The following is a 24,079-nucleotide window of genomic DNA, read 5'->3' as shown; positions in this document are numbered from 1 at the left end:
TAATGCCCGCCCTGTTTGTGATGTTTCTGAGAATTTCCTGATGGCGCTGTTAATCACCAAAAAATGCATCAATTGCGATATGTGCGAACCCGAATGCCCGAACGAGGCGATTTCGATGGGTGACAGCATTTATGAGATTAACAGCGACCGCTGCACCGAATGCATCGGCCACTATGAGACGCCGACCTGCCAGAAAGTGTGCCCGATCCCCAATACCATCCTGAAAGATCCGGCGCACGTCGAGAGCGAAGAGCAGCTGTGGGATAAGTTTGTCCTGATGCACCACGCGGACAAACTCTAACTTTCGATAATCACCGTCGCGCTGGCATAGTGGCGTTCATCCGCGATCGTCACGTGGATGTGATTCACGCCCAGTTTCTCAGCCAGCGTTTGCGCCTCGCCCCACAGGCGCAGGCTGGGTTTTCCCAGCTCGTCGTTAAAGACCTCAAACTGGTTAAACGCCAGGCCGTTGCGGATCCCCGTCCCGAAGGCTTTTGCCGCCGCCTCTTTAACGGCAAAACGCTTTGCCAGAAAACGCACCGGCTGCTGATGCGTTTCCCAGATGGCCCATTCGCTGTCGCTCAGCACGCGTCTTGCCAGGCGATCGCCGCTGCGGGCGATCACCGCTTCGATGCGGGCGATTTCAACAATGTCCGTGCCTAAACCCAGAATGGCCATTACCGACGCGCTCCCAGCATCAGGCGCTTCATTTCGGAGACCGCCTCTTTCAGACCGCTCATCACCGCGCGGCCAATAATGGCGTGGCCGATGTTCAGCTCATGCATCTCCGGCAGCGCGGCGATGGCCTTGACGTTGTGGTAGGTCAGGCCGTGCCCGGCGTTAACCTTCATGCCCAGGCTTGCGGCATAGGTTGCGGCTTTGGCAATACGCTCCAGCTCTTTCGCCTGCTCTGCTTCGGTTTCGGCATCGGCATAGCAGCCGGTATGAATTTCAATGTAGGGCGCGCCCACTTCAGCTGCGGCTTTGATTTGCCCGGCGTCCGCATCAATGAACAGAGACACCAGGATACCGGCATCGGCCAGGCGTTTGCAGGCGTCGCGCATTTTGTCGCGCTGGCCCGCCACATCCAGACCGCCTTCGGTGGTCACTTCCTGACGCTTCTCCGGCACCAGGCAGCAGAAGTGCGGCTTCGTTTCGCAGGCAATCGTCAGCATCTCTTCCGTTACCGCCATCTCCAGATTCATGCGCGTATCCAGCGTCTGGCGCAGGATGCGCACGTCACGATCGGTGATGTGGCGACGATCTTCGCGTAGGTGAACGGTAATGCCGTCGGCGCCCGCCTGCTCGGCGATAAACGCCGCCTGTACCGGATCGGGATACGCCGTGCCGCGCGCGTTACGCAGCGTGGCGATGTGGTCGATGTTGACGCCTAACAGTAATTCAGCCATGACAATCCTCGGTTTTCTTTTCGATTCTGTAGTCTAACGTTTCGGTACAAACTGCCTGAATAATTCGCGGCTCTTTAAAGGCTTACCGCCAAGATACGGCTTGAGCGCAATGCGGGTAAAGCGTTTTGCCGCGCGCAGGGTGTCGGCATCGGGAAACTCCCGTTCATACAACGCCCGCAGATGGCGCCCGGTAAAGGTGCTGTTATCCACAACGACGCTGGCGATAAAGCCTTTCTCTTCGCGATAGCGGTAGGTCATGGTGTCCTCAACTTCGTCCCCGCTCCCCGCGCAGTGCAGAAAGTCTACGCCGTAGCCCAGGTGACCGAGCAGCGCCAGCTCAAACCGGCGCAGCGCAGGTTCAGGCGTGCCCGCAGCGCCAGCCAGCGACTGTATACAGTGAAGATAATCGAAGAAAAGTTCAGAGAAGCGCGTCTCATGTTCAAGCACGCGGGAGATAAGCTCGTTGACGTAAAGGCCGCTGTAGAGGGTGATGCCGGAAAGGGGAAGCGCCAGAGAGACGGCTTCGGCGCTGCGCAGGGTTTTGACATCCCCTCGCCCGCCAAAGCGTACCAGCAGCGGCGTGAAAGGCTGCAGCGCGCCTTTCAGATTAGAACGTTTTGAACGTGCGCCTTTTGCCACAAGACGCACGCGACCCGACTCTTCCGTGAAGACGTCCAGCATCAGGCTGGTTTCGCTCCAGGGACGACTATGGAGAACGAAGGCACGCTGCCAACCTTCCATTATACGCGTCGTCTTTCAAGTTGCAGGCGCGTTGGCTGCGCCCGTTCACCCCAGTCACTTACTGGAGTAAGCTCCCGGGGATTCACGGCCTTGCCGCCTTCCTGCACCTCGAAAGCCATAGCGTATGAGAACTACTGGTCTTCGCCGTAACCGAGGCTGCGCAGCGCGCGCTCATCGTCGGCCCAGCCAGATTTCACTTTCACCCACAGCTCAAGGTGAACCGGCGCTTCGAACATCTCCATCATGTCTTTACGGGCTTCGATACCGATAGTTTTAATCTTGGCACCTTTGTTGCCAATCACCATCTTCTTCTGCCCTTCGCGCTCAACGAGGATCAGGCCGTTGATGTCATAGCCGCCGCGCTCGTTGGTCTGGAAACGTTCAATTTCAACGGTCACGGAGTACGGCAGCTCGGCGCCCAGGAAGCGCATCAGCTTTTCACGGATGATTTCAGACGCCATAAAGCGCTGGGAACGGTCGGTGATGTAGTCTTCCGGGAAGTGATGAATCGCTTCCGGCAGATGCTTGCGCACGATGCCCGCGATGGTATCGACGTTCAGTCCGGTCTCTGCGGAGAGCGGGACGATATCGAGGAAGTTCATCTGGCTGCCCAGCCACTGCAGGTGCGGCAGCAGGTCGGCTTTTTCCTGGACGTTGTCAACTTTGTTGACCGCAAGGATCACCGGCGTTTTGCCATCGCGCAGCTTGTTCAGCACCATTTCGTCGTCCGGCGTCCAGCGGGTGCCTTCCACAACGAAAATCACCAGCTCTACGTCGCCGATTGAGCTGCTCGCCGCTTTGTTCATCAGGCGGTTGATCGCGCGCTTCTCTTCCATATGCAGGCCTGGGGTATCGACGTAAATCGCCTGATACGCGCCTTCAGTATGGATACCAACGATGCGGTGACGCGTGGTCTGAGCCTTGCGCGAGGTGATGGAGATCTTCTGCCCAAGCAGATTATTCAACAGGGTGGATTTGCCAACGTTCGGACGTCCGACGATGGCAATAAATCCGCAATAGGTTTTTTCTTCGCTCATTCCAGCTCCAGCATTTTTAACGCCTGTTCGGCGGCAGCCTGTTCAGCCTTGCGACGGCTTGAACCTGTGCCCACCACCGGTTCACTCAGGCCACTGACCTGGCAATGGATGGTAAATTCCTGATCGTGCGCTTCACCACGCACCTGCACCACCAGATAAGACGGCAGCGGCAGATGACGGCCCTGCAGGTATTCCTGCAAACGCGTTTTCGGATCTTTTTGCTTATCGCCCGGGCTGATTTCGTCCAGACGGGTCTGATACCAGTTAAGGATCAGTTTTTCTACGGTCTGAATATCGCTGTCCAGGAACACGCCACCGATTAACGCTTCAACCGTATCGGCAAGGATGGATTCACGACGGAAACCACCGCTCTTCAGCTCACCCGGACCGAGACGCAGACATTCACCCAGCTCAAACTCGCGCGCGATTTCCGCCAGCGTATTTCCACGAACCAGCGTCGCGCGCATGCGGCTCATATCCCCTTCGTCCACGCGTGGGAAGCGGTGATAAAGCGCATTGGCAATAACAAAACTTAAAATTGAATCGCCTAAAAACTCGAGGCGTTCATTGTGTTTGCTGCTGGCACTGCGGTGGGTTAATGCCTGTTGCAACAACTCCTGATGAGTAAAAGTGTAGCCCAGCTTCCGTTGAAGCCGATTAATTACGATGGGGTTCATGCGATACCAATAAATGAATGCGTCAAAAATGCAGCACACGAAACCGACCTGAGAAAACCAACGCGGTTTCGTGTGCCGTGGCACCTTTTCTGTTCAGTGCCAACCTTAAACTTCGGGGGAATATTCTATACACAACGACAGGGGATGTCGTTAGTTCAAACAGATTTATCGCTGAAATAATTCGCATAGCCGCAAATAAATGCGGCTATGCGTTCAATTAATGAGAATTAATGGATTCCGCCAATACGATTCAGGCGAACACCGGTCGGCCATTCGCCTTCCTGTTTCTCAAAACTCATCCAGATAGCGGTCGCTTTACCTACCAGATTTGCTTCCGGCACAAAGCCCCAGTAACGGCTGTCCGCGGAGTTGTCGCGGTTATCACCCATCATGAAGTAGTGTCCCGGCGGCACAATCCAGGTCGCCAGCTGTTGCCCCGGCTGCTGGTAGTACATTCCCACCTGGTCCTGCGCGATCGGTACGGTCAGGATACGGTGGGTAACGTCGCCCAGCGTCTCTTTACGCTCAACCAGGCGAATACCGTTCTCTTTGGATTCGTCTTTAGGTACCTGGAAGAACCCGCTGGTGGCTTCACCGCCGTTACGGCGCGCAAAGGTCTGCACAAAATCGCTTGGCTCAACGTTTGAGTAAGTGATTGGCAGCGCGTTTTCGCACGCGGTACCGGAGCTGCAACCAGGCTGTACGGTCACTTCTTTCGCAACCGGATCGTAGGTGACTTTATCACCCGGCAGCCCCACCGTGCGCTTGATGTAGTCCAGACGCGGATCTTCCGGGTATTTAAATACCACGATGTCACCGCGTTTCGGATGGCCGGTTTCGATCAGCGTTTTCTGGTAAATAGGATCTTTGATGCCGTAGGCAAATTTCTCTACCAGAATAAAATCACCGATCAGCAGCGTTGGCATCATCGAACCAGACGGGATCTGAAACGGCTCGTAAATAAACGAACGTACGATCAGAACAATCGCCAGAACGGGGAATACCGATGCGCCCGTCTCCAGCCAGCCCGGTTTAGGGCCAACCTTTTTCAGGGTTTTCGCGTCCAGAGCCTCTCCGGTAGCGGCCTGCGCGGCAGCCTGACGTTCACGGCGCTTTGGCGCGAAGATAAACTTATCCAGGCACCACAGCAGACCTGTTACCAGGGTAGCAATGACCAGGATCAGGGCAAACATGTTCGCCATGCCAACTCCTTAAGGGTTATTTGCCGTCTTTGCCAACGTGAAGAATGGCAAGGAATGCTTCCTGCGGTAGCTCAACGTTACCGACCTGCTTCATGCGCTTCTTACCGTCTTTCTGCTTCTGCAGCAGCTTTTTCTTACGGCTGACGTCGCCGCCGTAGCACTTCGCCAGTACGTTTTTACGCAGCTGCTTCACGGTTGAACGCGCGATGATGTGGTTGCCAATGGCCGCCTGAATCGCGATGTCAAACTGCTGACGCGGGATCAACTCTTTCATCTTCTCAACCAGCTCGCGACCGCGGTAAGGCGCGTTGTCGTTGTGGGTGATCAGCGCCAGCGCATCCACACGCTCGCTGTTGATCAGCACGTCCACACGCACCATGTTGGAGGCCTGGAAGCGTTTGAAGTTGTAATCCAGCGACGCGTAGCCGCGAGAGGTCGACTTCAGGCGGTCGAAGAAGTCGAGCACCACTTCCGCCATCGGGATTTCGTAGGTCAGCGCCACCTGGTTACCGTGGTAAACCATGTTGGTCTGTACGCCGCGCTTTTCGATACACAGGGTGATCACGTTGCCCAGGAACTCCTGCGGCAGCAGCATGTGACACTCTGCGATAGGCTCGCGCAGCTCCTGAATGTTATTCAGCGGCGGCAGCTTGGACGGGCTGTCGACGTAGATAACCTCTTTTGAGGTGGTTTCGACTTCATAGACTACGGTCGGCGCGGTGGTGATCAGATCCAGATCGTATTCACGTTCCAGACGCTCCTGGATGATCTCCATGTGCAGCAGGCCGAGGAAGCCGCAGCGGAAGCCGAAGCCCAGCGCCGTTGAGCTTTCTGGCTCGTAGAACAGGGAGGCATCGTTGAGGCTCAGCTTGCCAAGCGCATCGCGGAAGTTCTCGTAGTCGTCAGAGCTGACCGGGAAGAGTCCGGCGTAGACCTGCGGCTTCACTTTTTTAAAGCCCGGCAGCGCTTTATCCGCCGGGTTACGGGCCAGCGTCAGGGTATCCCCTACCGGCGCGCCGAGAATGTCTTTAATCGCACAGACCAGCCAGCCTACCTCGCCGCATTTCAGCTCGGTACGGTCAACCTGTTTAGGGGTGAAGATGCCCAGGCGATCCGCATTGTAGACCTGGCCGGTGCTCATCACCTTGATTTTGTCGCCTTTACGCATGGTGCCGTTTTTAATACGCACCAGCGAGACAACGCCCAGGTAGTTATCAAACCAGGAGTCGATGATCAGCGCCTGAAGCGGGGCTTCCGGATCGCCTTCTGGCGGTGGAATATCGCGCACCAGACGTTCCAGCACGTCCGGAACGCCGACGCCGGTTTTGGCCGAGCAGCGCACCGCATCGGTCGCATCAATGCCGACGATATCTTCAATTTCTTCCGCCACGCGCTCAGGATCGGCAGCTGGCAGGTCGATTTTGTTCAGAACCGGCACAACCTCGAGGTCCATTTCCATCGCGGTGTAGCAGTTTGCCAGGGTCTGAGCTTCTACGCCCTGACCGGCATCGACCACCAGCAGCGCGCCTTCACAGGCCGCCAGCGAGCGCGATACTTCATAGGAGAAGTCAACGTGGCCCGGAGTGTCGATAAAGTTCAGCTGATAGGTTTCGCCATCAGACGCTTTGTAGTCGAGCGTAACGCTCTGCGCTTTAATGGTAATACCGCGTTCGCGTTCCAGGTCCATGGAGTCCAGTACCTGGGCTGCCATTTCACGATCAGACAGGCCACCGCAAATCTGGATAATACGGTCAGACAGCGTCGACTTACCGTGGTCAATGTGAGCAATGATCGAAAAGTTACGTATGTTCTTCATATAGTTAAATAATTATGCCTTACGAATTCCTGGAGGCCGCTGTTCTTAGCCTGACGTTTTTCAGTGCGAAAACGCAGCATTCTACACTACATCTCCGTTACCTGGAAATGCACTTAGAGCCAAGCATAGCCGGAAGAAACGGCGTTTTCTTTTTTGAGATGTAAATAATGATAAAGCCCGGTGAATTACCGGGCTTCAGTAGAAAGTGTCTCAACGCGAAGCTGGTCGGGTGCCAACGCGACGCTAAGAATCACGGGCTGCCACTCCTCGCGGGCAGCAAGCCTTGGCGATAAGCCTTTGGCAAGCAAAAATCCGCCTACGCCCCCGAGCGCAGCGCCGAACATGGCGGACAAATCCGTGCCGAACAGCATCTGGAAGACGCCTCCCATGACGAACAGCCCCACCAGCGGAGAGAGATAAACCAGAACGGCGGAAGTCAGCAAACTGCCTTCCGCAATCCCGAGCTCAACCTTCTGCCCTTCCACCAGCGGCTGCTCGCTTGGGACTGAAATCGTGTGCGAGGTTTGCGGCCCAAGCTTATTCAGCACGCGGCTACCGCACCCGGCTCGTGAAGCGCAGCTGTTGCACGATGCTTTCACATCACAGCTTACCAGTGCGATGCCGTTATTCCACGAGACGACCGTGGCCCACTCTTTGATCATTGTGCGGCCCTGAATTTGATGCTGTCAGAAATGCGCTTCGCGGTTTGCGGCGGCAGCTCGCCAACAATGGTGATCTCAGCGTTATCGCGCACCGTGGTGCTCACCGTCCGGCGTCCGGTACGGAGCATTTGCTCGGAGCTGTTTGCCGAGGCGCGGTTAATATTCACTGAGAAGCTAAATAGACCATCGGAATAAAGGCGCGATTCAACCGGCGTTTCAATGGTTGGAAGCTGGCGACGGCTGCTGGAAATTTCGCTGAACCCCTGAGGGATCCACGAAGGCACCCAGTTGAAGTTCACAGAATCCCCTTGGGGAACGGAAAGCAGCGGCGGCAGGCTGGCCTTAGCCAGATTCTGCATGTTAGTCCCGACCTGATTGTTGACGCTGAAGGAGATCACGCGGAACTGTTCCAGCGTTTCACCGTCGCGATCGAGCAGGTCGACGCGCATTGGAAGTTTGGTTTCCGCGTCAATCCAGACAATATAGCTGTAGCGCGTACCATCCCGCGCCACTACGCGAATCACTTCGCAAAGCCTGTCCGCGATGCGCGTGCGCCCTACAGAAATGAAATCGTAGTATGGGGCAAGACGCTTGAAATCGGTGTAAATGAGTGACGGCAGGGAATCAACGATATAGTCGCCATTGAGCGTAAACGGCTCAAGACCCGGCTCGAAATAGCTGATTTCGCTACCACGCTGAACCACTTCGCGACGCGGGCCGTCCATCTGCAAAAGCTGGGCAAGCGGCTGATTATCAAGACGGGCATGGCGATAGCGTAATGACTCAACGCCCTGCTTGTTGATGCTGATAAATGCCAACTCGTAGTTGAGCGACTGGCTGGCCAGGTTCATCTGCTGCAACAACGCCCCGGATGATACATCAGCCGAGGCGTTAGCTGAGAAGAACAGGCCACCAGCCACTAAAGACATGGCGAACCAAAGTTGCTTCATTACTGCGATTGCGTTCCTAGAGTTTGGTTTCCTGGCACCTGCACAGCGGCCTGCTGCGTTTGGGCCTGCTCAAACTGAAGCTGCTCAGAGTGCAGACGACGCTGCAGCTCATAATCCTGGAGCATCGCATTAATGCGACGGCGCTGCTCTTGAACCTGCTGTTGCTGTCCGCCGCTTGCGGAGGCATCAGCTGGAACGCCCAGGCTCACCGGGCTGGCTTTGCCCATCATCGGCATTGTGTTAAACACAGGCGCTTCAGGCTGCTGGCTGGCTTCAGACTGCGTATTATAGTGCTGGACGCCAACGATAACTGCAAGCGATACGCATGCAGCCACACCCATTTGCGTGAGCTGGCTGGCCCATGGACGCACCTTCTGCCAAAACGGCATTTTTTGCCACTGGTGAGGCGCCGGTTGCGCTTCAGGGATCAGTGGAGTGGTCTGATGAACAGGCTCATTTTCGATAGCCGCCATAACGCGTGCTGAGATATCGAAATGGAGAACGTTGCCGGTATCACCGCGCATCGTATCGCGGATGAGATGATAGCTCTCCCAGGTCTCTTGCATTTCGGGAGAATGAGACAGCTCATTAAGCAGCTCACTATCCAGCGTTTCGCCATCCATTAAAGCGGAAAGTTTTTCTTTCTGCATGCCTAATACCTTTTCCAGTATCCCGCTATCGTCAACGCCTGATAAGCGGTTGAACTTTATTATCAATAGCTTCTCGCGCACGGAAAATTCGTGAGCGAACCGTACCGACCGGACAATCCATGATGGCGGCTATCTCTTCATAGCTAAGTCCATCCAGCTCCCGCAACGTAATTGCCATGCGTAAATCTTCCGGGAGCGACTCAATCGTACGAAAAACTATTTGTCTCAGTTCTTCTGACAACATTAAGTTCTCAGGGTTCGAAATTTCTTTCAATGCGCCGCCACTTTCGAAGTTTTCGGCGTCAATGGCGTCCACGTCAGTAGAGGGTGGACGACGGCCCTGAGCGACCAGGTAGTTTTTAGCTGTATTCACTGCAATACGATACAGCCAGGTGTAAAAAGCACTATCTCCCCGGAAAGAATCCAGCGCACGATAGGCCTTAATAAAAGACTCTTGTACAACGTCAGGTACATCACCTGACGGTACATAGCGGGAAACCAGGCTCGCCATCTTATGCTGGTAGCGCACCACCAGTAAGTTAAAGGCTTTCTGATCTCCCTTCTGGACCCGTTCAACCAGGACCTGGTCCGTTAACTGCTCGCTCATCCGAGGTAATGTCTCCCCAAACCTAAATTCCACGCGTTATCGAAACGCCACTCTAAAACATCGTACTTTGAGCAAGCACCGGTTTAGAGAGTCTGTTCTTCAATAAGTTCCGTCACGCCTTTGTTTTTGTTAATCGCGTCGCAGACCGTTCATTTTCTCTCATTATAAGTCTGTTCACGATACGTACCCACTTTCTCACAAGAAACACTACATTTCCCGCCAGAAGAGTAACGCAACACCGGGTTAATTTCACTACAAAATCTGAAGCTAACGACCTGCTTCGCAAAATATTTTCGCCTTTTTAGCGCGTTCTAACGAGCCAATTCATGTTTAGCGGCCACAACAATTAGCAAAAAAAACGTGCGATAACTCTCGCTATAGTGCTACTCTGGCCAAACACTGTTTAGTAAATTAAACAAAATCCATCATGACTACACCATCTGAACTTCATTGTGACGTCTTAATCATCGGCAGCGGCGCTGCTGGACTTTCGCTGGCGCTGCGCCTGGCCGAACATCACAAGGTTATTGTTCTCAGTAAAGGGCCGATAAGCGAGGGCTCAACCTTTTACGCACAGGGCGGAATTGCCGCCGTGTTTGATGAAACGGACAGCGTCGCGTCACACGTTGAAGACACGCTGATTGCCGGAGCCGGTATCGTGGACGCTCGCGCCGCAGAGTTTGTCGCCAGCAATGCCCGCCACTGCGTTCAATGGCTTATCGATCAGGGGGTCTTATTTGATACTCAGGTTCAGCCAAACGGTGAGGAGAGCTATCACCTGACGCGTGAAGGCGGGCATAGTCATCGCCGCATTCTGCACGCCGCGGACGCCACCGGGAAGGCCGTTGAGACCACGCTGGTCGGCAAGGCGCTGGCACATCCCAACATTCAGGTTCTGGAGCGCAGCAACGCGGTCGACCTGATCGTCTCCGACAAGATTGGCCTGCCCGGCACGCGCCGCGCCGTTGGAGCCTGGGTGTGGAACCGAAATAAAGAAGCGGTAGAAACCTGCCGGGCTAAAGCGGTGGTACTGGCAACCGGCGGCGCATCTAAGGTTTATCAGTATACGACCAACCCGGATATTTCCTCTGGCGACGGCATTGCGATGGCCTGGCGCGCCGGCTGCCGCGTGGCAAACCTCGAGTTCAACCAGTTCCACCCCACCGCCCTGTTCCATCCTCAGGCGCGCAACTTCCTGCTGACGGAAGCGCTTCGCGGCGAAGGGGCTTATCTCAAGCGCCCGGACGGCTCGCGCTTCATGCCTGATTTTGACGACAGGGGCGAGCTCGCGCCGCGCGATATCGTCGCCCGCGCCATTGACCACGAGATGAAGCGTCTGGGCGTGGACTGCATGTATCTGGATATCAGCCATAAGCCCGCCGAATTCATTCGTCAGCATTTCCCAATGATTTACGAGAAGCTGCTGAGCCAGGGCATCGATCTGACGCGCGACCCGGTGCCAATCGTCCCCGCTGCCCACTATACCTGCGGCGGCGTAATGGTCGATGAGCATGGTCGTACCGACGTAGACGGGCTGTATGCCATCGGCGAGGTGAGCTACACCGGCCTGCACGGCGCAAATCGAATGGCGTCCAACTCGCTGCTGGAGTGTCTGGTTTACGGCTGGTCAGCCGCGGAAGATATCACCCGGCGCATGCCCTACGCCCGCCTGGCGGAGCAGTTGCCAGAATGGGATGAAAGCCGCGTGGACAATCCGGATGAACGGGTCGTTATCCAGCATAACTGGCATGAGCTGAGGCTCTTGATGTGGGATTACGTTGGGATTGTGCGTACAACGAAACGTCTCGAGCGCGCCTTACGTAGGATTACGATGCTGCAGCAGGAGATTGACGAGTACTACGCTAACTTCCGCGTGTCCAACAACCTGCTGGAGCTGCGCAACCTGGTGCAGGTTGCTGAGCTGATCGTTCGCTGCGCGATGATGCGTAAAGAGAGCCGCGGCCTGCACTACACCCTGGACTATCCCGACCCGCTGGCAGGATCCGGCCCGTCAGTGCTCTCTCCGCAGGTTCACATAAACAGGTAGAACGCCTGGGTCAGCGCAGTATAGTCGTCGGAGTAGCGCTGGTCTGGCCCGCGGATCACCATTCTGTCGTTAAAGGACTCGCCCTCCGTCGGGGAGAGCGCCAGCAGCACGCGGTGCGGCAGGCGGCCTTCGGTATCGGAGATATCAGTACGCAAGCGCAGGTTCCAGCCGATTTCCCGCGCGATAGCAATAAAGGTGTTACCGGTGCTCTCCGGTAATACCACGCAGAAAAAACCCTCTTCAGAGATGAGCTCTGCCGCGCTGGTTAATAGCGCACGGTGGTCGAGCGATCCGGTATAGCGCGCCCGCTCGCGCTCCGGCGTCCCGCACTCTACGCCCGGCGCATAGTAAGGTGGATTGCTTACGATAAGATCGTAACGCGCCGTCTGCTCCGGCGCCCAGGCCAGCACATCGGCACATTCCACCTTAACGCGATTCGCCCACGGGGATTCAGCCGCGTTTTCACCCGCCTGCTCAGCGGCCTCGGCATCCAGCTCAACGGCATCAATAGTGACATGTTCATCCGTGCGTTGCGCCAGCATTAACGCCAGCAGCCCGCTGCCGGTGCCGATATCAAGAATGCGTTTTGCCCCTGCGACAGGTGCCCACGCGCCCAGTAAAATACCGTCTGTACCGACTTTCATCGCACAGCGATCGTGGGCAATAAAGAACTGTTTGAATGTGAAACCATCGCGGCGCAATTGCGCTTTGAGTTGAGACATGACGGGGCAACCTTCTAAGTGAAACTGGAGTAGCATAGGGGAAAGCGAAGTGGTCGAAAAGCGATATCCATACAAACAGATGAAGATTACAGCCGTAACGTCTATAATCAGCGCCCCACACAGAGGTAGAACATGACTGTAACGACATTTTCCGAACTTGAACTCGATGAAAGCCTGCTCAATGCACTTGAGAGCAAAGGCTTTACACGCCCGACCGCCATTCAGGCCGCGGCCATTCCGCCTGCACTGGAAGGCCGCGATGTGCTCGGTTCTGCGCCAACCGGCACGGGGAAAACAGCAGCCTATCTGCTGCCTGTCTTGCAGCATCTGCTCGATTTCCCACGTAAAAAATCTGGCCCGCCGCGCATTTTGATCTTAACGCCAACGCGCGAGCTGGCAATGCAGGTTGCCGAACACGCGCGTGAGCTTGCGGCAAATACTCACCTGGATATCGCCACGATCACCGGCGGCGTTGCGTATATGAACCACGCCGAGGTGTTCAGCGAAAACCAGGACATCGTCGTGGCGACGACGGGCCGCCTGCTGCAGTACATCAAAGAAGAGAACTTTGACTGCCGCGCGGTTGAAACGCTGATCCTCGACGAAGCCGACCGCATGCTGGACATGGGCTTTGCGCAGGATATTGAACACATCGCGGGCGAGACGCGCTGGCGCAACCAGACGATGCTGTTCTCTGCCACTCTTGAAGGGGACGCGATTAAAGACTTCGCAGAGCGCCTGCTGGAAGACCCGGCAGAAGTATCCGCTACGCCTTCAACCCGCGAACGTAAAAAAATTCACCAGTGGTACTACCGTGCGGATAACCTTGAGCACAAGGTTGAGCTGCTTAAGCACCTGCTGAAGCAGGAAGATGCGACCCGCACCATCGTCTTCGTGCGCAAGCGCGAGCGCGTGCATGAGCTGGCAGAGATGCTGCGCAATGCCGGGATCAACAACTGCTATCTTGAAGGCGAGATGGCGCAGGTTAAGCGTACCGAAGGCATCAAGCGTTTGACCGATGGCCGCGTAAACGTTCTGGTCGCAACGGACGTTGCCGCGCGCGGGATCGACATTCCGGACGTTAGCCACGTGATCAACTTCGATATGCCGCGCAGCGGAGATACCTATCTGCACCGCATTGGCCGTACCGGCCGCGCGGGCCGCAAGGGTATTGCGATTTCTCTGGTCGAGGCGCACGACTACCTGCTGCTGCAGAAAATCGGCCGCTACATCGATGAGCCTTTGAAAGCGCGCGTGATTAATGAGCTTCGCCCGGTGACCCGCGCGCCAAGCGAAAAAATGACGGGCAAACCGTCCAAGAAAGCGCTCGCTAAACGCGCCGAAAGAAAAGAGAAAGAAAAAGAGAAGCCGCGCGTGAAGCAGCGTCACCGCGATACCAAGAACATTGGTAAGCGCCGTAAGCCAAGCGCTGCTGCTGCGCCAGAATCAAAAAGCGAAGAGTAAAAAAAAGCCGGGATTATCCCGGCTTTTTTATTCCACCCCGCGGCTGAAAACCTTACAGGCTTTCAGTGAAGGTACGTGCGATAACGTCACGCTGCTGTTCTGGGGTCAGAGAGTTGAAGCGTACCGCATAGCCAGACACGCGGATGGTCAGCTGTGGGTATTTTTCCGGGTGCTCAACGGCATCCATCAGCGTTTCGCGACGCAGAACGTTAACGTTCAGGTGCTGACCGCCTTCAACGCGAACTTCCGGCTTCACTTCCATTGGAATTTCACGGTATTCGATTTCGCCCAGCTTGCTGACCGGTACGATTTCATCTTCAGCAAATCCTGCTTTAGCTACCACGCAGCGCGCTTCGCCTTTCTCGCTGTCCAGCAGCCAGAAAGAGTTCATCAGGTCGTCGTTTGCCGCTTTAGTGATCTGGATACCCGTAATCATGTGTTGCCTCCCTTAGGCTACATTATCTGGATTCGGCCGCTAGCGGCCAATTGGTAAAACCATTGTTGCTTGTGTGTATATATATCACTCAGGCCTGTGTGATTTATTGATTTAAATCAACAAAAACACCAACCACATAAAGAGTGTGGTTTGAATTTATTGCTTTAGATCAATTTAAGCACTTTACCAATTCAAATCATTCCGCGCTTTTTAAAATATAATTGAAGGACTTAGAGAAGAATCTTGCCGTGGGATTTTGCTCATCTGGCGTTAGCGGGTAAGCTAGGCGCAGTTTAAAAATTCGCAGGAGAGCGAGATGACCACACCGCTGACATGGCATGACGTGCTGGCCGACGAAAAGCAGCAGCCCTACTTCATTAACACGCTGAGCACCGTAGCGGCAGAGCGTCAGGCTGGCCAGACGATCTATCCCCCGCAGAAGGACGTTTTTAACGCGTTTCGCTACACCGAGCTGAACGATGTGAAGGTCGTGATTCTGGGCCAGGATCCTTACCACGGGCCGGGCCAGGCGCACGGGCTCGCCTTTTCCGTACGCCCTGGGATTGCCATTCCGCCCTCTTTGTTGAATATGTATAAAGAGCTCGAAGGTACGATACCGGGCTTTACACGTCCCAAACACGGCTACCTTGAAAGCTGGGCGCATCAGGGGGTGCTGTTGTTAAACACCGTGCTGACCGTGCGCGCAGGTCAGGCGCATTCCCACGCCAGCCTGGGCTGGGAAACCTTTACCGATAAGGTGATTAGCCTTATCAACGAGCATCGCGAAGGCGTTGTGTTTTTACTTTGGGGATCTCACGCGCAGAAGAAAGGGGCGATTATCGACCGCCAGCGCCATCACGTACTGAAAGCGCCGCACCCGTCACCGCTCTCCGCGCACCGCGGCTTCTTTGGCAGTAACCATTTTGTTCTGACGAATGAGTGGCTGGAAAAGCGTGGCGAAAAGCCGATTGACTGGATGCCCGTGTTACCGGCAGAGAGTGAGTAAACTGAGTGCGTATGCCCGGCTCGCCGGGCATACGCAAAGCATAAGGGCTTAGGCTTTGTTCTGACGCCACCATTCAGCCAGCAGAACGCCGGTTGCAACGGAGACGTTGAGGCTTTCTACATTGCCCGTCCCGTCAATAGAGACACTCAGATCGGCGCTGGACAGCGCGGCGTCTGACAGGCCATCACGTTCCTGACCCAGCACCAGCACCATCTTACGCGGCAGCGTTGCTTTGAACAGCGGCGTACCGGCGTGGCTTGACGTGGTCACAATGGAATAGCCCGCCTTGCGGAACTGCTCGATTGCATCCAGAACGCTATCACCGGTGATCGGCTGAACGTGCTCGGCTCCGCCTTCTGCGGTACGGATAGCCGCACCGGATTCCAGCAGAGCCGCATCCTGCAGCAGAACGCCCTTCACGCCAAAGTGCGCGCAGCTGCGCATCATTGCGCCCAGGTTATGCGGGTTGCCCACATCCTCCAGCGCCAGCACGCAGTCATCGGCTTCTGCCTGGCTGACCCACTGCTGAACGGTGGTGCCGTTACGCTTTTTAATCAGGAAGCAGACGCCGCCGTGGTGCTCGGTACCGGACGCTTTGGTCAGCTCGGCATCGTCAACCACGTGGTAGGCCTTGCGGTTTGCCGCCATCCAGCGAAGCGCTTCCTTAAAGCGTGGCGTGACGCTCTGGATAAACCATGCGCGAACGATACACTCTGGACGGCTCTGGAACAGGGCCTGGCAGGCGTTTTCACCGTACACGCGGGTCTCTTCCGCACGCTGGCGGCGAAGCACTTCCGGGTCGATAAAGCTTTTACCGCTAATGCCGCCATGATCGGCTTTTTCCGGCGCTTCATCGCCAGGGGCGCGGGACACGGTGCGCCACGGTGAGGCGTTATCACGTGAGAAGTCATCACGCGGACGATCGTCGCGTGGACGGTCACTGCGTGGGCGATCGGAACGCTTACGGTCATCACGTTTGCGGTCATCATCACGGGAATTTCTGTCATCGCGGGCGGGGCGACGGCCACCGTCTGCACGAGAGGACGCCGGACGCCCGCCACCTTTTCCGGTACGCGGATTTTGGGTGCGTTTATCAGAGTCATCATCACTGCGGACATACATCACTTTGACCTTGCCGCTTTTGTTTTTCATTTCGTCGTTCATGCTTTTCTCCACCAGCGCTGCGCGAAGCGCGCAGATTACCCGATGTGCCAGCGCATAGCCATAATTTCGTACAAAAGCCTGTGACTATTGTTCTCATTGAATAAAACGCATTGTCGTTTTAAACAGCCTCATTGATAATATGTAACATATTAGAAACATCCCCGGCATTCTGCCGCTGTCCCACGGCTTTAACAGAGGTTAGTTATGAATACCGTATGTGCCAACTGTCAGGCTCTTAATCGCATTCCGGAAGATCGGATAGACGATGGTGCGAAATGCGGGCGTTGCGGCCATGAACTGTTTGATGGCGACGTCATTAACGCTACGGGTGCTACGCTGGACAAACTCCTCAAGGACGATCTCCCGGTGGTTGTTGATTTCTGGGCACCGTGGTGTGGCCCATGCCGCAGCTTTGCGCCTGTTTTTGAAGATGTGGCCGAAGAGCGCAGCGGCAAAATGCGCTTTGTGAAGGTGAACACCGAAGCGGAACGCGAGCTCAGCGCCCGCTTCCGCATTCGCAGCATCCCGACCATCATGATTTTCAAAAATGGCGAGGTTATCGACATGCTCAACGGTGCGGTACCGAAGGCCCCGTTCGAGAGCTGGCTGAACGAGTCCGCGTAAGATCCCCGGGGCACATCTTGTGCCCCGTTCCCGCCTCTGCGAAAATAGGCTTTTTTCCGCACTTCGCCCATGACTGATAACGCTGTTCTTCAACTCCGCGCCGAACGCCTTGCCCGCGCAACTCGCCCTTTTCTCGCCCGCGGCAACCGCATCCGCCGCTGTCAGCGCTGCCTGCTGCCGCTTAAGGTTTGCCTGTGTGAAACGCTTGCGCCGAGCAGTGCAGAGAGCCGTTTTTGCCTGGTGATGTTTGATACCGAACCAATGAAGCCGAGCAATACCGGGCGCTTGATTGCCGATATTCTGCCCGATACCGCCGCGTTCCAGTGGTCGCGAACGGAGCCTCCCCAGGCGCTGCTCGATTTGGTCGCCAGCGAAGCCTACCAGCCAATGGTCGTGTTTCCTGCCTCCTACGCGGGAGAGCATCGTCAGGTATTGTCCGCTCCCCCTTCCGGTAAACCGCCGCTGTTTATTATGCTGGACGGCACCTGGACGGAAGCGCGCAAGATGTTCCGCAAAAGCCCGTACCTCGACGCCCTGCCGGTCATTTCCGTCGATTTGTCTCGCGTATCGGCCTATCGCCTGCGTGAAGCGCATGCCGACGGGCAATATTGCACCGCAGAAGTGGCGATCGCGCTTCTCGACCTCGCCGGGGACACGCGCGCCGCCGCCGCGCTGGGCGACCATTTTTCCTGCTTCCGCGAACGCTATCTGGCGGGAAAAACCGTTCATAAGGGCAACGTCACAGCATCCGAGACAGAAAGCGTTTAAAATCATCAGGTCGCTTGCATTAACAGGAGACCTGCATGAGCCAGCGAGGGTTAGAAGCGCTACTACGTCCGAAATCCATAGCCGTTATTGGCGCATCAATGAAGCCGGATCGCGCAGGCTATCTGATGATGCGTAACCTGCTGGCCGGCGGATTCAACGGCCCCGTCATGCCCGTCACGCCTGCATATAAGGCGGTTCAGGGCGTGCTTGCCTGGCCGGACGTGCAAAGCCTGCCCTTCGAGCCCGATTTAGCGATCCTCTGTACGCACGCGAAGCGGAATCTGGAGCTTCTGGAATCGCTCGGTCAAAAAGGCTGTAAAACCTGCATCATTCTTTCGTCGCCGCCCGAACAGCAGGCCGAGCTGCTGGCCTGCGCAAGGCAGTATCAGATGCGAATTTTGGGTCCCAACAGCCTGGGCCTGCTGGCACCGTGGCAGGGTTTAAACGCCAGCTTTTCCCCCGTGCCGATTCGCAAAGGCAAGCTGGCTTTTATCTCCCAGTCCGCTGCCGTATCGAACACCATCCTCGACTGGGCCCAGCAGCGGGAAATGGGCTTCTCTTACTTCATTGCCCTCGGCGATAGCCTGGACATCGACGTCGACGAGCTGCTCGACTTTCTGGCCCGAGACGGGAAAACCAGCGCCATTCTTCTCTATTTAGAACACCTGAGCGATGCGCGCCGTTTCGTTTCCGCCTCGCGCAGCGCCTCCCGGAATAAACCGATCCTGGTCATCAAAAGCGGACGCAGCCCTGCGGCGCAGCGCCTGCTCCATTCCCACTCCGGGATGGACCCGGCCTGGGACGCGGCGATACAGCGCGCCGGCCTGCTGCGGGTTCAGGACACGCACGAGCTTTTTTCTGCCGTCGAGACGCTAAGCCACATGCGGCCGCTGCGCGGAGAGAAGCTGATGATCGTCAGCAACGGCGCAGCGCCTGCCGCGCTTGCGCTGGACGAGCTGTGGCTACGCAACGGGAAACTCGCCGCGCTGGGCGAGGAAACGCTCCAGCGCCTGCGTGAGGCGCTCCCTGCAAGCGTATCCCCCGGCAACCCGCTGGATCTGCGCGATGACGCCAGCAGCGAGCGCTACGTTAAGGCAATATCCATCTTGCTCGACAGCCAGGATTTTGACGCGCTGCTTATTATCCACTCGCCCAGCGCCGTCGCGCCCGGCAGTGAAAGCGCGCGGGCGCTCATTGAGGCGGTAAATAACCATCCGCGCGGGAAATACGTCACGCTCTTAACGAACTGGTGCGGCGAGTTTTCTTCGCAGGAGGCCCGACGATTATTCAGCGAGGCGGGGCTACCGACCTATCGTACCCCGGAAGGCACCATCACCGCGTTTATGCATATGGTGGAATACCGCCGCAATCAGAAACAGCTGCGCGAAACGCCCGCCCTGCCCGGCAACCTCACGGCGAACACGCTCGACGTTCACCGACTCCTTCAGCAGGCGCTTGAAGAAGGCGCAACGTCGCTGGATACGCATGAGGTTCAGCCCATTTTGGGCAGCTACGGCATGCAAACCCTGCCAACCTGGATTGCCAGCGACAGCGCGGAGGCCGTTCATATTGCTGAGCAAATCGGCTATCCCGTTGCCCTGAAGCTTCGCTCGCCGGATATTCCGCATAAATCAGATATTCAGGGCGTCATGCTCTATCTGCGCACGGCGGCGGAAGTTCAGCAGGCGGCCGATGCGATTATCGATCGCGTGAAGATGGCCTGGCCACAGGCCAGGATCCACGGCCTGCTGGTGCAAAGCATGGCGAACCGCGCGGGCGCTCAGGAGCTGCGGGTGGTGGTGGAACACGATCCGGTGTTTGGTCCGCTAATTATGCTGGGCGAAGGCGGCATAGAGTGGCGCCCCGAGGAGCAGGCCGTCGTGGCGCTGCCGCCACTTAACATGAACCTGGCGCGGTACCTCATTATTCAGGCGATAAAAAGCAAAAAGATCCGCGGACGCAGCGCGCTGCGACCTCTTGATATTGCTGGCCTTAGCCAGTTTCTGGTGCAGGTATCGAACCTGATAGTCGATTGCGCGGAGATCCAGCGGCTGGATATTCATCCCCTTCTGGCCTCCGGCAGTGAATTTACGGCGCTGGACGTGACGCTTGATATTGCCCCGTTTGAAGGCGACCGCGAAAGCCGGCTGGCGATTCGCCCTTACCCGCTGCAGCTGGAAGAGTGGGTGGAGATGAAAAATGGTGAACGCGCGCTGTTTCGCCCTATCCTGCCGGAGGATGAGCCGCAGCTAAGAACGTTTATTTCTAAAGTCACCAAAGAAGATCTTTATTATCGCTACTTTAGCGAAATCAACGAATTTACCCATGATGATTTAGCCAATATGACCCAGATCGACTACGATCGAGAAATGGCATTTGTGGCGGTGCGACGTTCAGAACGCGGTGAAGAGATCCTCGGCGTCACCCGGGCGATTTCTGATCCGGATAACGTGGATGCAGAATTTGCGGTGCTGGTGCGGTCCGATCTCAAAGGTCTGGGGCTCGGCAGGCGATTACTCGAAAAACTCATCAGTTACACCCGCGATCACGGATTGCGTCGCCTGAACGGCATTACTATGCCAAACAACCGCGGTATGGTGACCCTTGCGCGAAAACTCGGGTTTGACGTGGATATTCAGCTGGATGAAGGCATTGTTTCCCTGACTCTGCGGCTGAGTTCGCCAGAGAAACACGAGTAAGCTACTGGAAATGTTAACCACTTTGGCCAGCACTGGTGGTATCATTATCCGCTTATGTTGTTTGCATGGTACAGACAACCCTTCAATGAACAGAGAAGAAACGCACTGTGATGTTGTCAAAATTTAAGCGTAATAAACATCAACAACACCTTGCTCAACTACCGAAGATTTCTCAGTCAGTTGATGATGTAGAGTTCTTTTACGCTCCCGCTCATTTCCGGGAGACGCTTCTGGAAAAGATTGCCAGCGCGACGCGACGCATCTGCATTGTAGCGCTGTATCTCGAACAGGATGAAGGTGGGCGCGCGATCCTGAACGCGCTCTATGAAGCTAAACGTCAGCGCCCTGAACTGGATGTTCGCGTGCTGGTTGACTGGCATCGCGGCCAGCGCGGTCGTATTGGCGCTGCTGCTTCAAACACCAATGCAGACTGGTACTGCCGCACCGCTCAGGAAAACCCCGGCGTTGATGTTCCCGTGTACGGTGTACCGGTGAATACGCGAGAAGCCTTGGGCGTTCTTCATTTCAAAGGCTTCATCATTGATGACAGCGTACTGTACAGCGGCGCAAGCCTGAATGACGTTTACCTGCACCAGCTCGATAAATACCGCTACGACCGTTACCACCTGATTCGCAACCCGCAGATGGCCGATATCATGTTTAACTGGGTTGATAAAAACCTGGTGCACGGTCGTGGTGTGAATCGTCTTGACGATCCTCAGCGTCCTAAAAGCCCGGAAATTAAAAACGATATTCGTTCGTTCCGCCAGGAGCTGCGTGACGCGGTTTATCATTTTCAGGGCAATGCCAATAACGAAGAGCTGTCCGTTACCCCGCTGGTTGGTTTAGGTAAATCCAGCCTGCTGAATAAAACGATTTTCCACCTGATGCCGTGCGCAGAGCATAAGCTCACCATCTGCACGCCCTATTTCAACCTTCCAGCCATTCTGGTGCGCAACATTATTCAGCTGCTGCGCGACGGTAAGAAGGTCGAAATTATCGTTGGCGACAAAACGGCGAATGATTTCTTTATTCCAGAAGATCAGCCGTTTAAGATCATCGGCGCGCTGCCGTATCTTTATGAAATTAACCTGCGCCGTTTCCTGAGTCGTTTGCAGTACTACGTCAACACGGATCAGCTGGTTGTGCGGCTGTGGAAAGATGAAGACAACAGCTACCATCTGAAAGGGATGTGGGTAGATGACGAGTGGATGCTGCTGACGGGCAACAACCTGAACCCGCGCGCCTGGCGCCTGGATTTGGAAAATGCCATTTTGATCCACGATCCGAAGCACGAACTTGCGGCTAAGCGTGAACGCGAACTTGAGCTTATTCGCACGCATACTACCGTGGTTCGTCACTACCGCGATCTGCAAAGTATTGCCGATTATCCAGTCAAAGTCCGCAAGCTTATTCGTCGTTTACGCCGTATCCGTATCGACCGCCTTATCAGCCGTATTCTGTAATTCTCTGGCCCTGCATCGACAGGGCTTTTTTATGGAGCCTGTTGATGCGTATCCCTCTTCTTCTTACGACTCTTTTACTCACCGGATGCAGCCATATGGCGAACGATAGCTGGTCCGGTCAGGATAAAGCGCAACACTTTCTCGCATCTGCAATGCTGTCCGCAGCCGGTAATGAGGTTGCTCAGCATCAGGGATATAGCCAGGATCGCAGCGCGGCGATAGGTTTTATGTTCTCAGTCAGCCTTGGTGCATCGAAAGAATTGTGGGATAGCCGCCCTTCCGGGAGCGGCTGGAGCTGGAAAGATTTCGCCTGGGACGTCGCCGGAGCGACGACCGGCTACGCCGTGTGGCAGATGGCGCATCATTAAAGACGAATACCTTTTCCTTTACGATGCAGCATCAGCGATACGATAAATGCCAGCGCTCCCATTGCGGTGACATACCAGAAGAAGGTGGTTTCGCTCCCCCACGATTTAAGCGTTAGCGCAACATATTCGGCGGAACCACCGAATAGCGCGTTCGCCACGGCATAAGAAAGCCCAACGCCCAGCGCGCGTACCTGCGCAGGGAACATTTCGGCCTTCAGTATTCCGCTGATTGAGGTATAGAAACTCACAATAAACATTGCGAGCATCACCAGCGCAAACGCTGCGTAGGGAGAGGACACATGCTGAAGTGCGGATAGAATCGGTACCGTACAGAGCGCAGATAAGCCACCAAAAATCAGCATTGATGTGCGTCGACCTATTTTATCAGAGAGTGCGCCAATGACCGGCTGTATGAGCATGAAGACAAACAGCGCCGCGGTCATAACAATGCTGGCGACATTGGCATGCATTCCGGTGGTATTAACCAGATACTTTTGCATATAGGTGGTGAAGGTGTAAAAGCTGAGCGAACCGCCCGCGGTGAATCCCAGAACCATTAAAAATGCTTTGCGGTTGCGCCACAGGCCTTTGAATGTCCCCGCCTCCTTAAGCGCCATAACGTCCTTTTTCGACGTTTCATCCAGCTGGCGACGCAGCCATAGCGCCACAATGGCCAGCACGGCCCCCATCGCAAACGGGATGCGCCAACCCCAGCTGTGCAGCTGTTCGTCTGTCAGGATCTGTTGAAGGATCACCACGACAAGTATCGCCAATAGCTGACCGCCAATGAGCGTGACGTACTGGAAAGAGGCGTAAAACCCCTTACGACCTTCAACGGCAATTTCACTCATATAGGTCGCGCTTGTTCCGTATTCTCCGCCAACGGATAGCCCCTGAAATAAACGGGCAAGCAGCAGCAGGGCCGGAGCCCATGTCCCAATCGTCGCATAGCCGGGTAAGCAAGCAATTACTAGCGAACCAAAACACATCATGCATACCGAAATCAGCATGGAGGTTTTGCGCCCGCGACGATCTGCAATACGGCCAAACAGCCAGCCGCCAATAGGACGCATAAGAAATCCAGCGGCAAATACGCCAGCAGTCTGGAGTAGCTGCGTTGTCGTGTTTCCTGAGGGGAAAAAGATGTGTGCGAAGTAGAGTGAACAAAATGAGTAAACGTAAAAGTCGAACCATTCGACCAGATTTCCTGAAGAGGCGCTGACGATTGCCCATACCCTTCTCCGGGTGTCGCTATGAGTTAGCGCCCCGTTCGATGTAATACTTTCTGTCATTGTGATTATGCTCCTGCCATAAACAGCCGCGTGCAGAGTCCACAGGGCTAAATTGCTTCGTAAATAAAATGTTATGATTTTGTTATATTATGTATTGAGATCAGGATCACAAATTTCATTAGCAGGATAAGTGATTAAGAGAAAGATTAAGAATGGAATAACGCACAAAGCAAAAAACCCCGCACCTTACGGTACGGGGTTCTTCTCAATTGATGCCTGGCAGTTCCCTACTCTCACATGGGGAGACCCCACACTACCATCGGCGCTACGGC

The 24,079-nt window shown here is 55.5% G+C and carries 24 protein-coding genes; 9 read left to right on the top strand and 15 right to left on the bottom strand.

The genetic code is table 11. The features are described from left to right. The first annotated feature begins 40 nt into the window (after positions 1 to 40). On the top strand, positions 41 to 301 hold the full coding sequence (locus AB8804_RS02925) for a YfhL family 4Fe-4S dicluster ferredoxin (protein ID WP_014071370.1): 261 nt from the start codon (positions 41 to 43) through the stop codon (positions 299 to 301). On the opposite strand, the gene acpS is transcribed toward AB8804_RS02925, so the two are convergent. The 11 genes from acpS to rpoE form a co-directional block, all read right to left on the bottom strand. Then, on the bottom strand, positions 298 to 678 hold the full coding sequence (gene acpS, locus AB8804_RS02920) for a holo-ACP synthase (RefSeq protein ID WP_371182917.1): 381 nt from the start codon (positions 676 to 678) through the stop codon (positions 298 to 300). The two genes, AB8804_RS02925 and acpS, sit on opposite strands and share 4 nt — an antisense overlap. Continuing rightward, positions 678 to 1,409 (bottom strand): pyridoxine 5'-phosphate synthase, encoded by a 732-nt coding sequence (gene pdxJ, locus AB8804_RS02915; RefSeq protein WP_371182914.1) that lies wholly within the window; start codon positions 1,407 to 1,409, stop codon positions 678 to 680. Before pdxJ ends, acpS begins: the two co-directional genes overlap by 1 nt. A gap of 33 nt (positions 1,410 to 1,442) precedes the next feature. Next, positions 1,443 to 2,150: a DNA repair protein RecO gene (gene recO / locus AB8804_RS02910; RefSeq protein ID WP_371182912.1), complete on the bottom strand. Its 708-nt coding sequence runs from the start codon at positions 2,148 to 2,150 to the stop codon at positions 1,443 to 1,445. A gap of 131 nt (positions 2,151 to 2,281) precedes the next feature. Next, positions 2,282 to 3,187, bottom strand: a complete 906-nt coding sequence (gene era / locus AB8804_RS02905; RefSeq protein WP_006176722.1) for a GTPase Era — start codon at positions 3,185 to 3,187, stop codon at positions 2,282 to 2,284. After that, positions 3,184 to 3,864 carry a ribonuclease III gene (rnc, locus tag AB8804_RS02900; protein ID WP_371183491.1) on the bottom strand — a complete coding sequence of 227 codons (681 nt, stop codon included), beginning with the start codon at positions 3,862 to 3,864 and terminating at the stop codon, positions 3,184 to 3,186. Before rnc ends, era begins: the two co-directional genes overlap by 4 nt. Positions 3,865 to 4,091: 227 nt before the next feature. After that, positions 4,092 to 5,066 (bottom strand): signal peptidase I, encoded by a 975-nt coding sequence (gene lepB, locus AB8804_RS02895; protein ID WP_371182909.1) that lies wholly within the window; start codon positions 5,064 to 5,066, stop codon positions 4,092 to 4,094. A gap of 16 nt (positions 5,067 to 5,082) precedes the next feature. After that, positions 5,083 to 6,882 (bottom strand): translation elongation factor 4, encoded by a 1,800-nt coding sequence (gene lepA / locus AB8804_RS02890; protein ID WP_371182907.1) that lies wholly within the window; start codon positions 6,880 to 6,882, stop codon positions 5,083 to 5,085. A 185-nt stretch (positions 6,883 to 7,067) separates the two neighbouring features. Further along, entirely contained in the window at positions 7,068 to 7,544 is a 477-nt protein-coding gene (gene rseC / locus AB8804_RS02885) for a SoxR-reducing system protein RseC (RefSeq protein ID WP_371182904.1), read from the bottom strand. Next, positions 7,541 to 8,494, bottom strand: coding sequence for a sigma-E factor regulatory protein RseB (gene rseB, locus AB8804_RS02880; protein ID WP_371182902.1), 954 nt, complete (start codon positions 8,492 to 8,494; stop codon positions 7,541 to 7,543). Before rseB ends, rseC begins: the two co-directional genes overlap by 4 nt. Beyond that, complete coding sequence (rseA, locus tag AB8804_RS02875) at positions 8,494 to 9,144, bottom strand: anti-sigma-E factor RseA (RefSeq protein WP_371182900.1); 651 nt, start codon at positions 9,142 to 9,144, stop codon at positions 8,494 to 8,496. Before rseA ends, rseB begins: the two co-directional genes overlap by 1 nt. Positions 9,145 to 9,175: 31 nt before the next feature. After that, a complete protein-coding gene (rpoE, locus tag AB8804_RS02870; protein ID WP_112010182.1) occupies positions 9,176 to 9,751 on the bottom strand; it encodes an RNA polymerase sigma factor RpoE in 576 nt (191 codons plus the stop codon). 427 nt (positions 9,752 to 10,178) lie between these two features. On the opposite strand from rpoE, the gene nadB reads away from it, so the two are divergent. After that, positions 10,179 to 11,798, top strand: a complete 1,620-nt coding sequence (nadB, locus tag AB8804_RS02865) for an L-aspartate oxidase (protein WP_371182898.1) — start codon at positions 10,179 to 10,181, stop codon at positions 11,796 to 11,798. Here the strand turns inward: nadB and AB8804_RS02860 are convergent. Then, complete coding sequence (locus AB8804_RS02860; protein WP_371182896.1) at positions 11,783 to 12,520, bottom strand: tRNA1(Val) (adenine(37)-N6)-methyltransferase; 738 nt, start codon at positions 12,518 to 12,520, stop codon at positions 11,783 to 11,785. The genes nadB and AB8804_RS02860 overlap by 16 nt on opposite strands. 132 nt (positions 12,521 to 12,652) lie before the next feature. On the opposite strand from AB8804_RS02860, the gene srmB reads away from it, so the two are divergent. After that, a complete protein-coding gene (gene srmB, locus AB8804_RS02855) occupies positions 12,653 to 13,984 on the top strand; it encodes an ATP-dependent RNA helicase SrmB (protein ID WP_371182895.1) in 1,332 nt (443 codons plus the stop codon). A gap of 52 nt (positions 13,985 to 14,036) precedes the next feature. Here srmB and grcA read toward each other — a convergent pair whose 3' ends face one another. Beyond that, entirely contained in the window at positions 14,037 to 14,420 is a 384-nt protein-coding gene (gene grcA / locus AB8804_RS02850) for an autonomous glycyl radical cofactor GrcA (RefSeq protein ID WP_112010178.1), read from the bottom strand. A 316-nt stretch (positions 14,421 to 14,736) separates the two neighbouring features. Between grcA and ung the strand changes: the two genes are divergently transcribed. Then, positions 14,737 to 15,426, top strand: coding sequence for a uracil-DNA glycosylase (gene ung / locus AB8804_RS02845; RefSeq protein WP_371182894.1), 690 nt, complete (start codon positions 14,737 to 14,739; stop codon positions 15,424 to 15,426). A gap of 48 nt (positions 15,427 to 15,474) precedes the next feature. Here the strand turns inward: ung and AB8804_RS02840 are convergent, their stop codons facing one another. Then, positions 15,475 to 16,590, bottom strand: coding sequence for a tRNA/rRNA methyltransferase (locus tag AB8804_RS02840; RefSeq protein ID WP_371182893.1), 1,116 nt, complete (start codon positions 16,588 to 16,590; stop codon positions 15,475 to 15,477). Between the two features lie 204 nt (positions 16,591 to 16,794). Here AB8804_RS02840 and trxC point away from each other — a divergent pair, with 204 nt between their 5' ends. The 5 genes from trxC to AB8804_RS02815 all read left to right on the top strand — a co-directional run bounded on the left by trxC (position 16,795) and on the right by AB8804_RS02815 (position 22,515). Then, on the top strand, positions 16,795 to 17,214 hold the full coding sequence (gene trxC, locus AB8804_RS02835; RefSeq protein ID WP_371182891.1) for a thioredoxin TrxC: 420 nt from the start codon (positions 16,795 to 16,797) through the stop codon (positions 17,212 to 17,214). 69 nt (positions 17,215 to 17,283) lie between these two features. Next, positions 17,284 to 17,982: a tRNA-uridine aminocarboxypropyltransferase gene (locus AB8804_RS02830; protein ID WP_371182889.1), complete on the top strand. Its 699-nt coding sequence runs from the start codon at positions 17,284 to 17,286 to the stop codon at positions 17,980 to 17,982. A gap of 35 nt (positions 17,983 to 18,017) precedes the next feature. After that, positions 18,018 to 20,681, top strand: coding sequence for a protein lysine acetyltransferase (gene pat / locus AB8804_RS02825; protein WP_371182887.1), 2,664 nt, complete (start codon positions 18,018 to 18,020; stop codon positions 20,679 to 20,681). A gap of 110 nt (positions 20,682 to 20,791) precedes the next feature. Beyond that, positions 20,792 to 22,147 carry a CDP-diacylglycerol--serine O-phosphatidyltransferase gene (gene pssA / locus AB8804_RS02820; protein WP_371183489.1) on the top strand — a complete coding sequence of 452 codons (1,356 nt, stop codon included), beginning with the start codon at positions 20,792 to 20,794 and terminating at the stop codon, positions 22,145 to 22,147. A 44-nt stretch (positions 22,148 to 22,191) separates the two neighbouring features. Further along, entirely contained in the window at positions 22,192 to 22,515 is a 324-nt protein-coding gene (locus tag AB8804_RS02815) for a YfiM family lipoprotein (RefSeq protein WP_371182885.1), read from the top strand. On the opposite strand, the gene AB8804_RS02810 is transcribed toward AB8804_RS02815, so the two are convergent. Then, positions 22,512 to 23,807: an MFS transporter gene (locus tag AB8804_RS02810; protein WP_371182883.1), complete on the bottom strand. Its 1,296-nt coding sequence runs from the start codon at positions 23,805 to 23,807 to the stop codon at positions 22,512 to 22,514. The genes AB8804_RS02815 and AB8804_RS02810 overlap by 4 nt on opposite strands. Positions 23,808 to 24,079 lie beyond the last annotated feature (272 nt).

The organism is Enterobacter sp. KBR-315C3_2022 (assembly GCF_041399425.1).
Classification (GTDB): domain Bacteria; phylum Pseudomonadota; class Gammaproteobacteria; order Enterobacterales; family Enterobacteriaceae; genus Enterobacter.
This window is presented reverse-complemented; position numbering and strand designations above follow the sequence as displayed.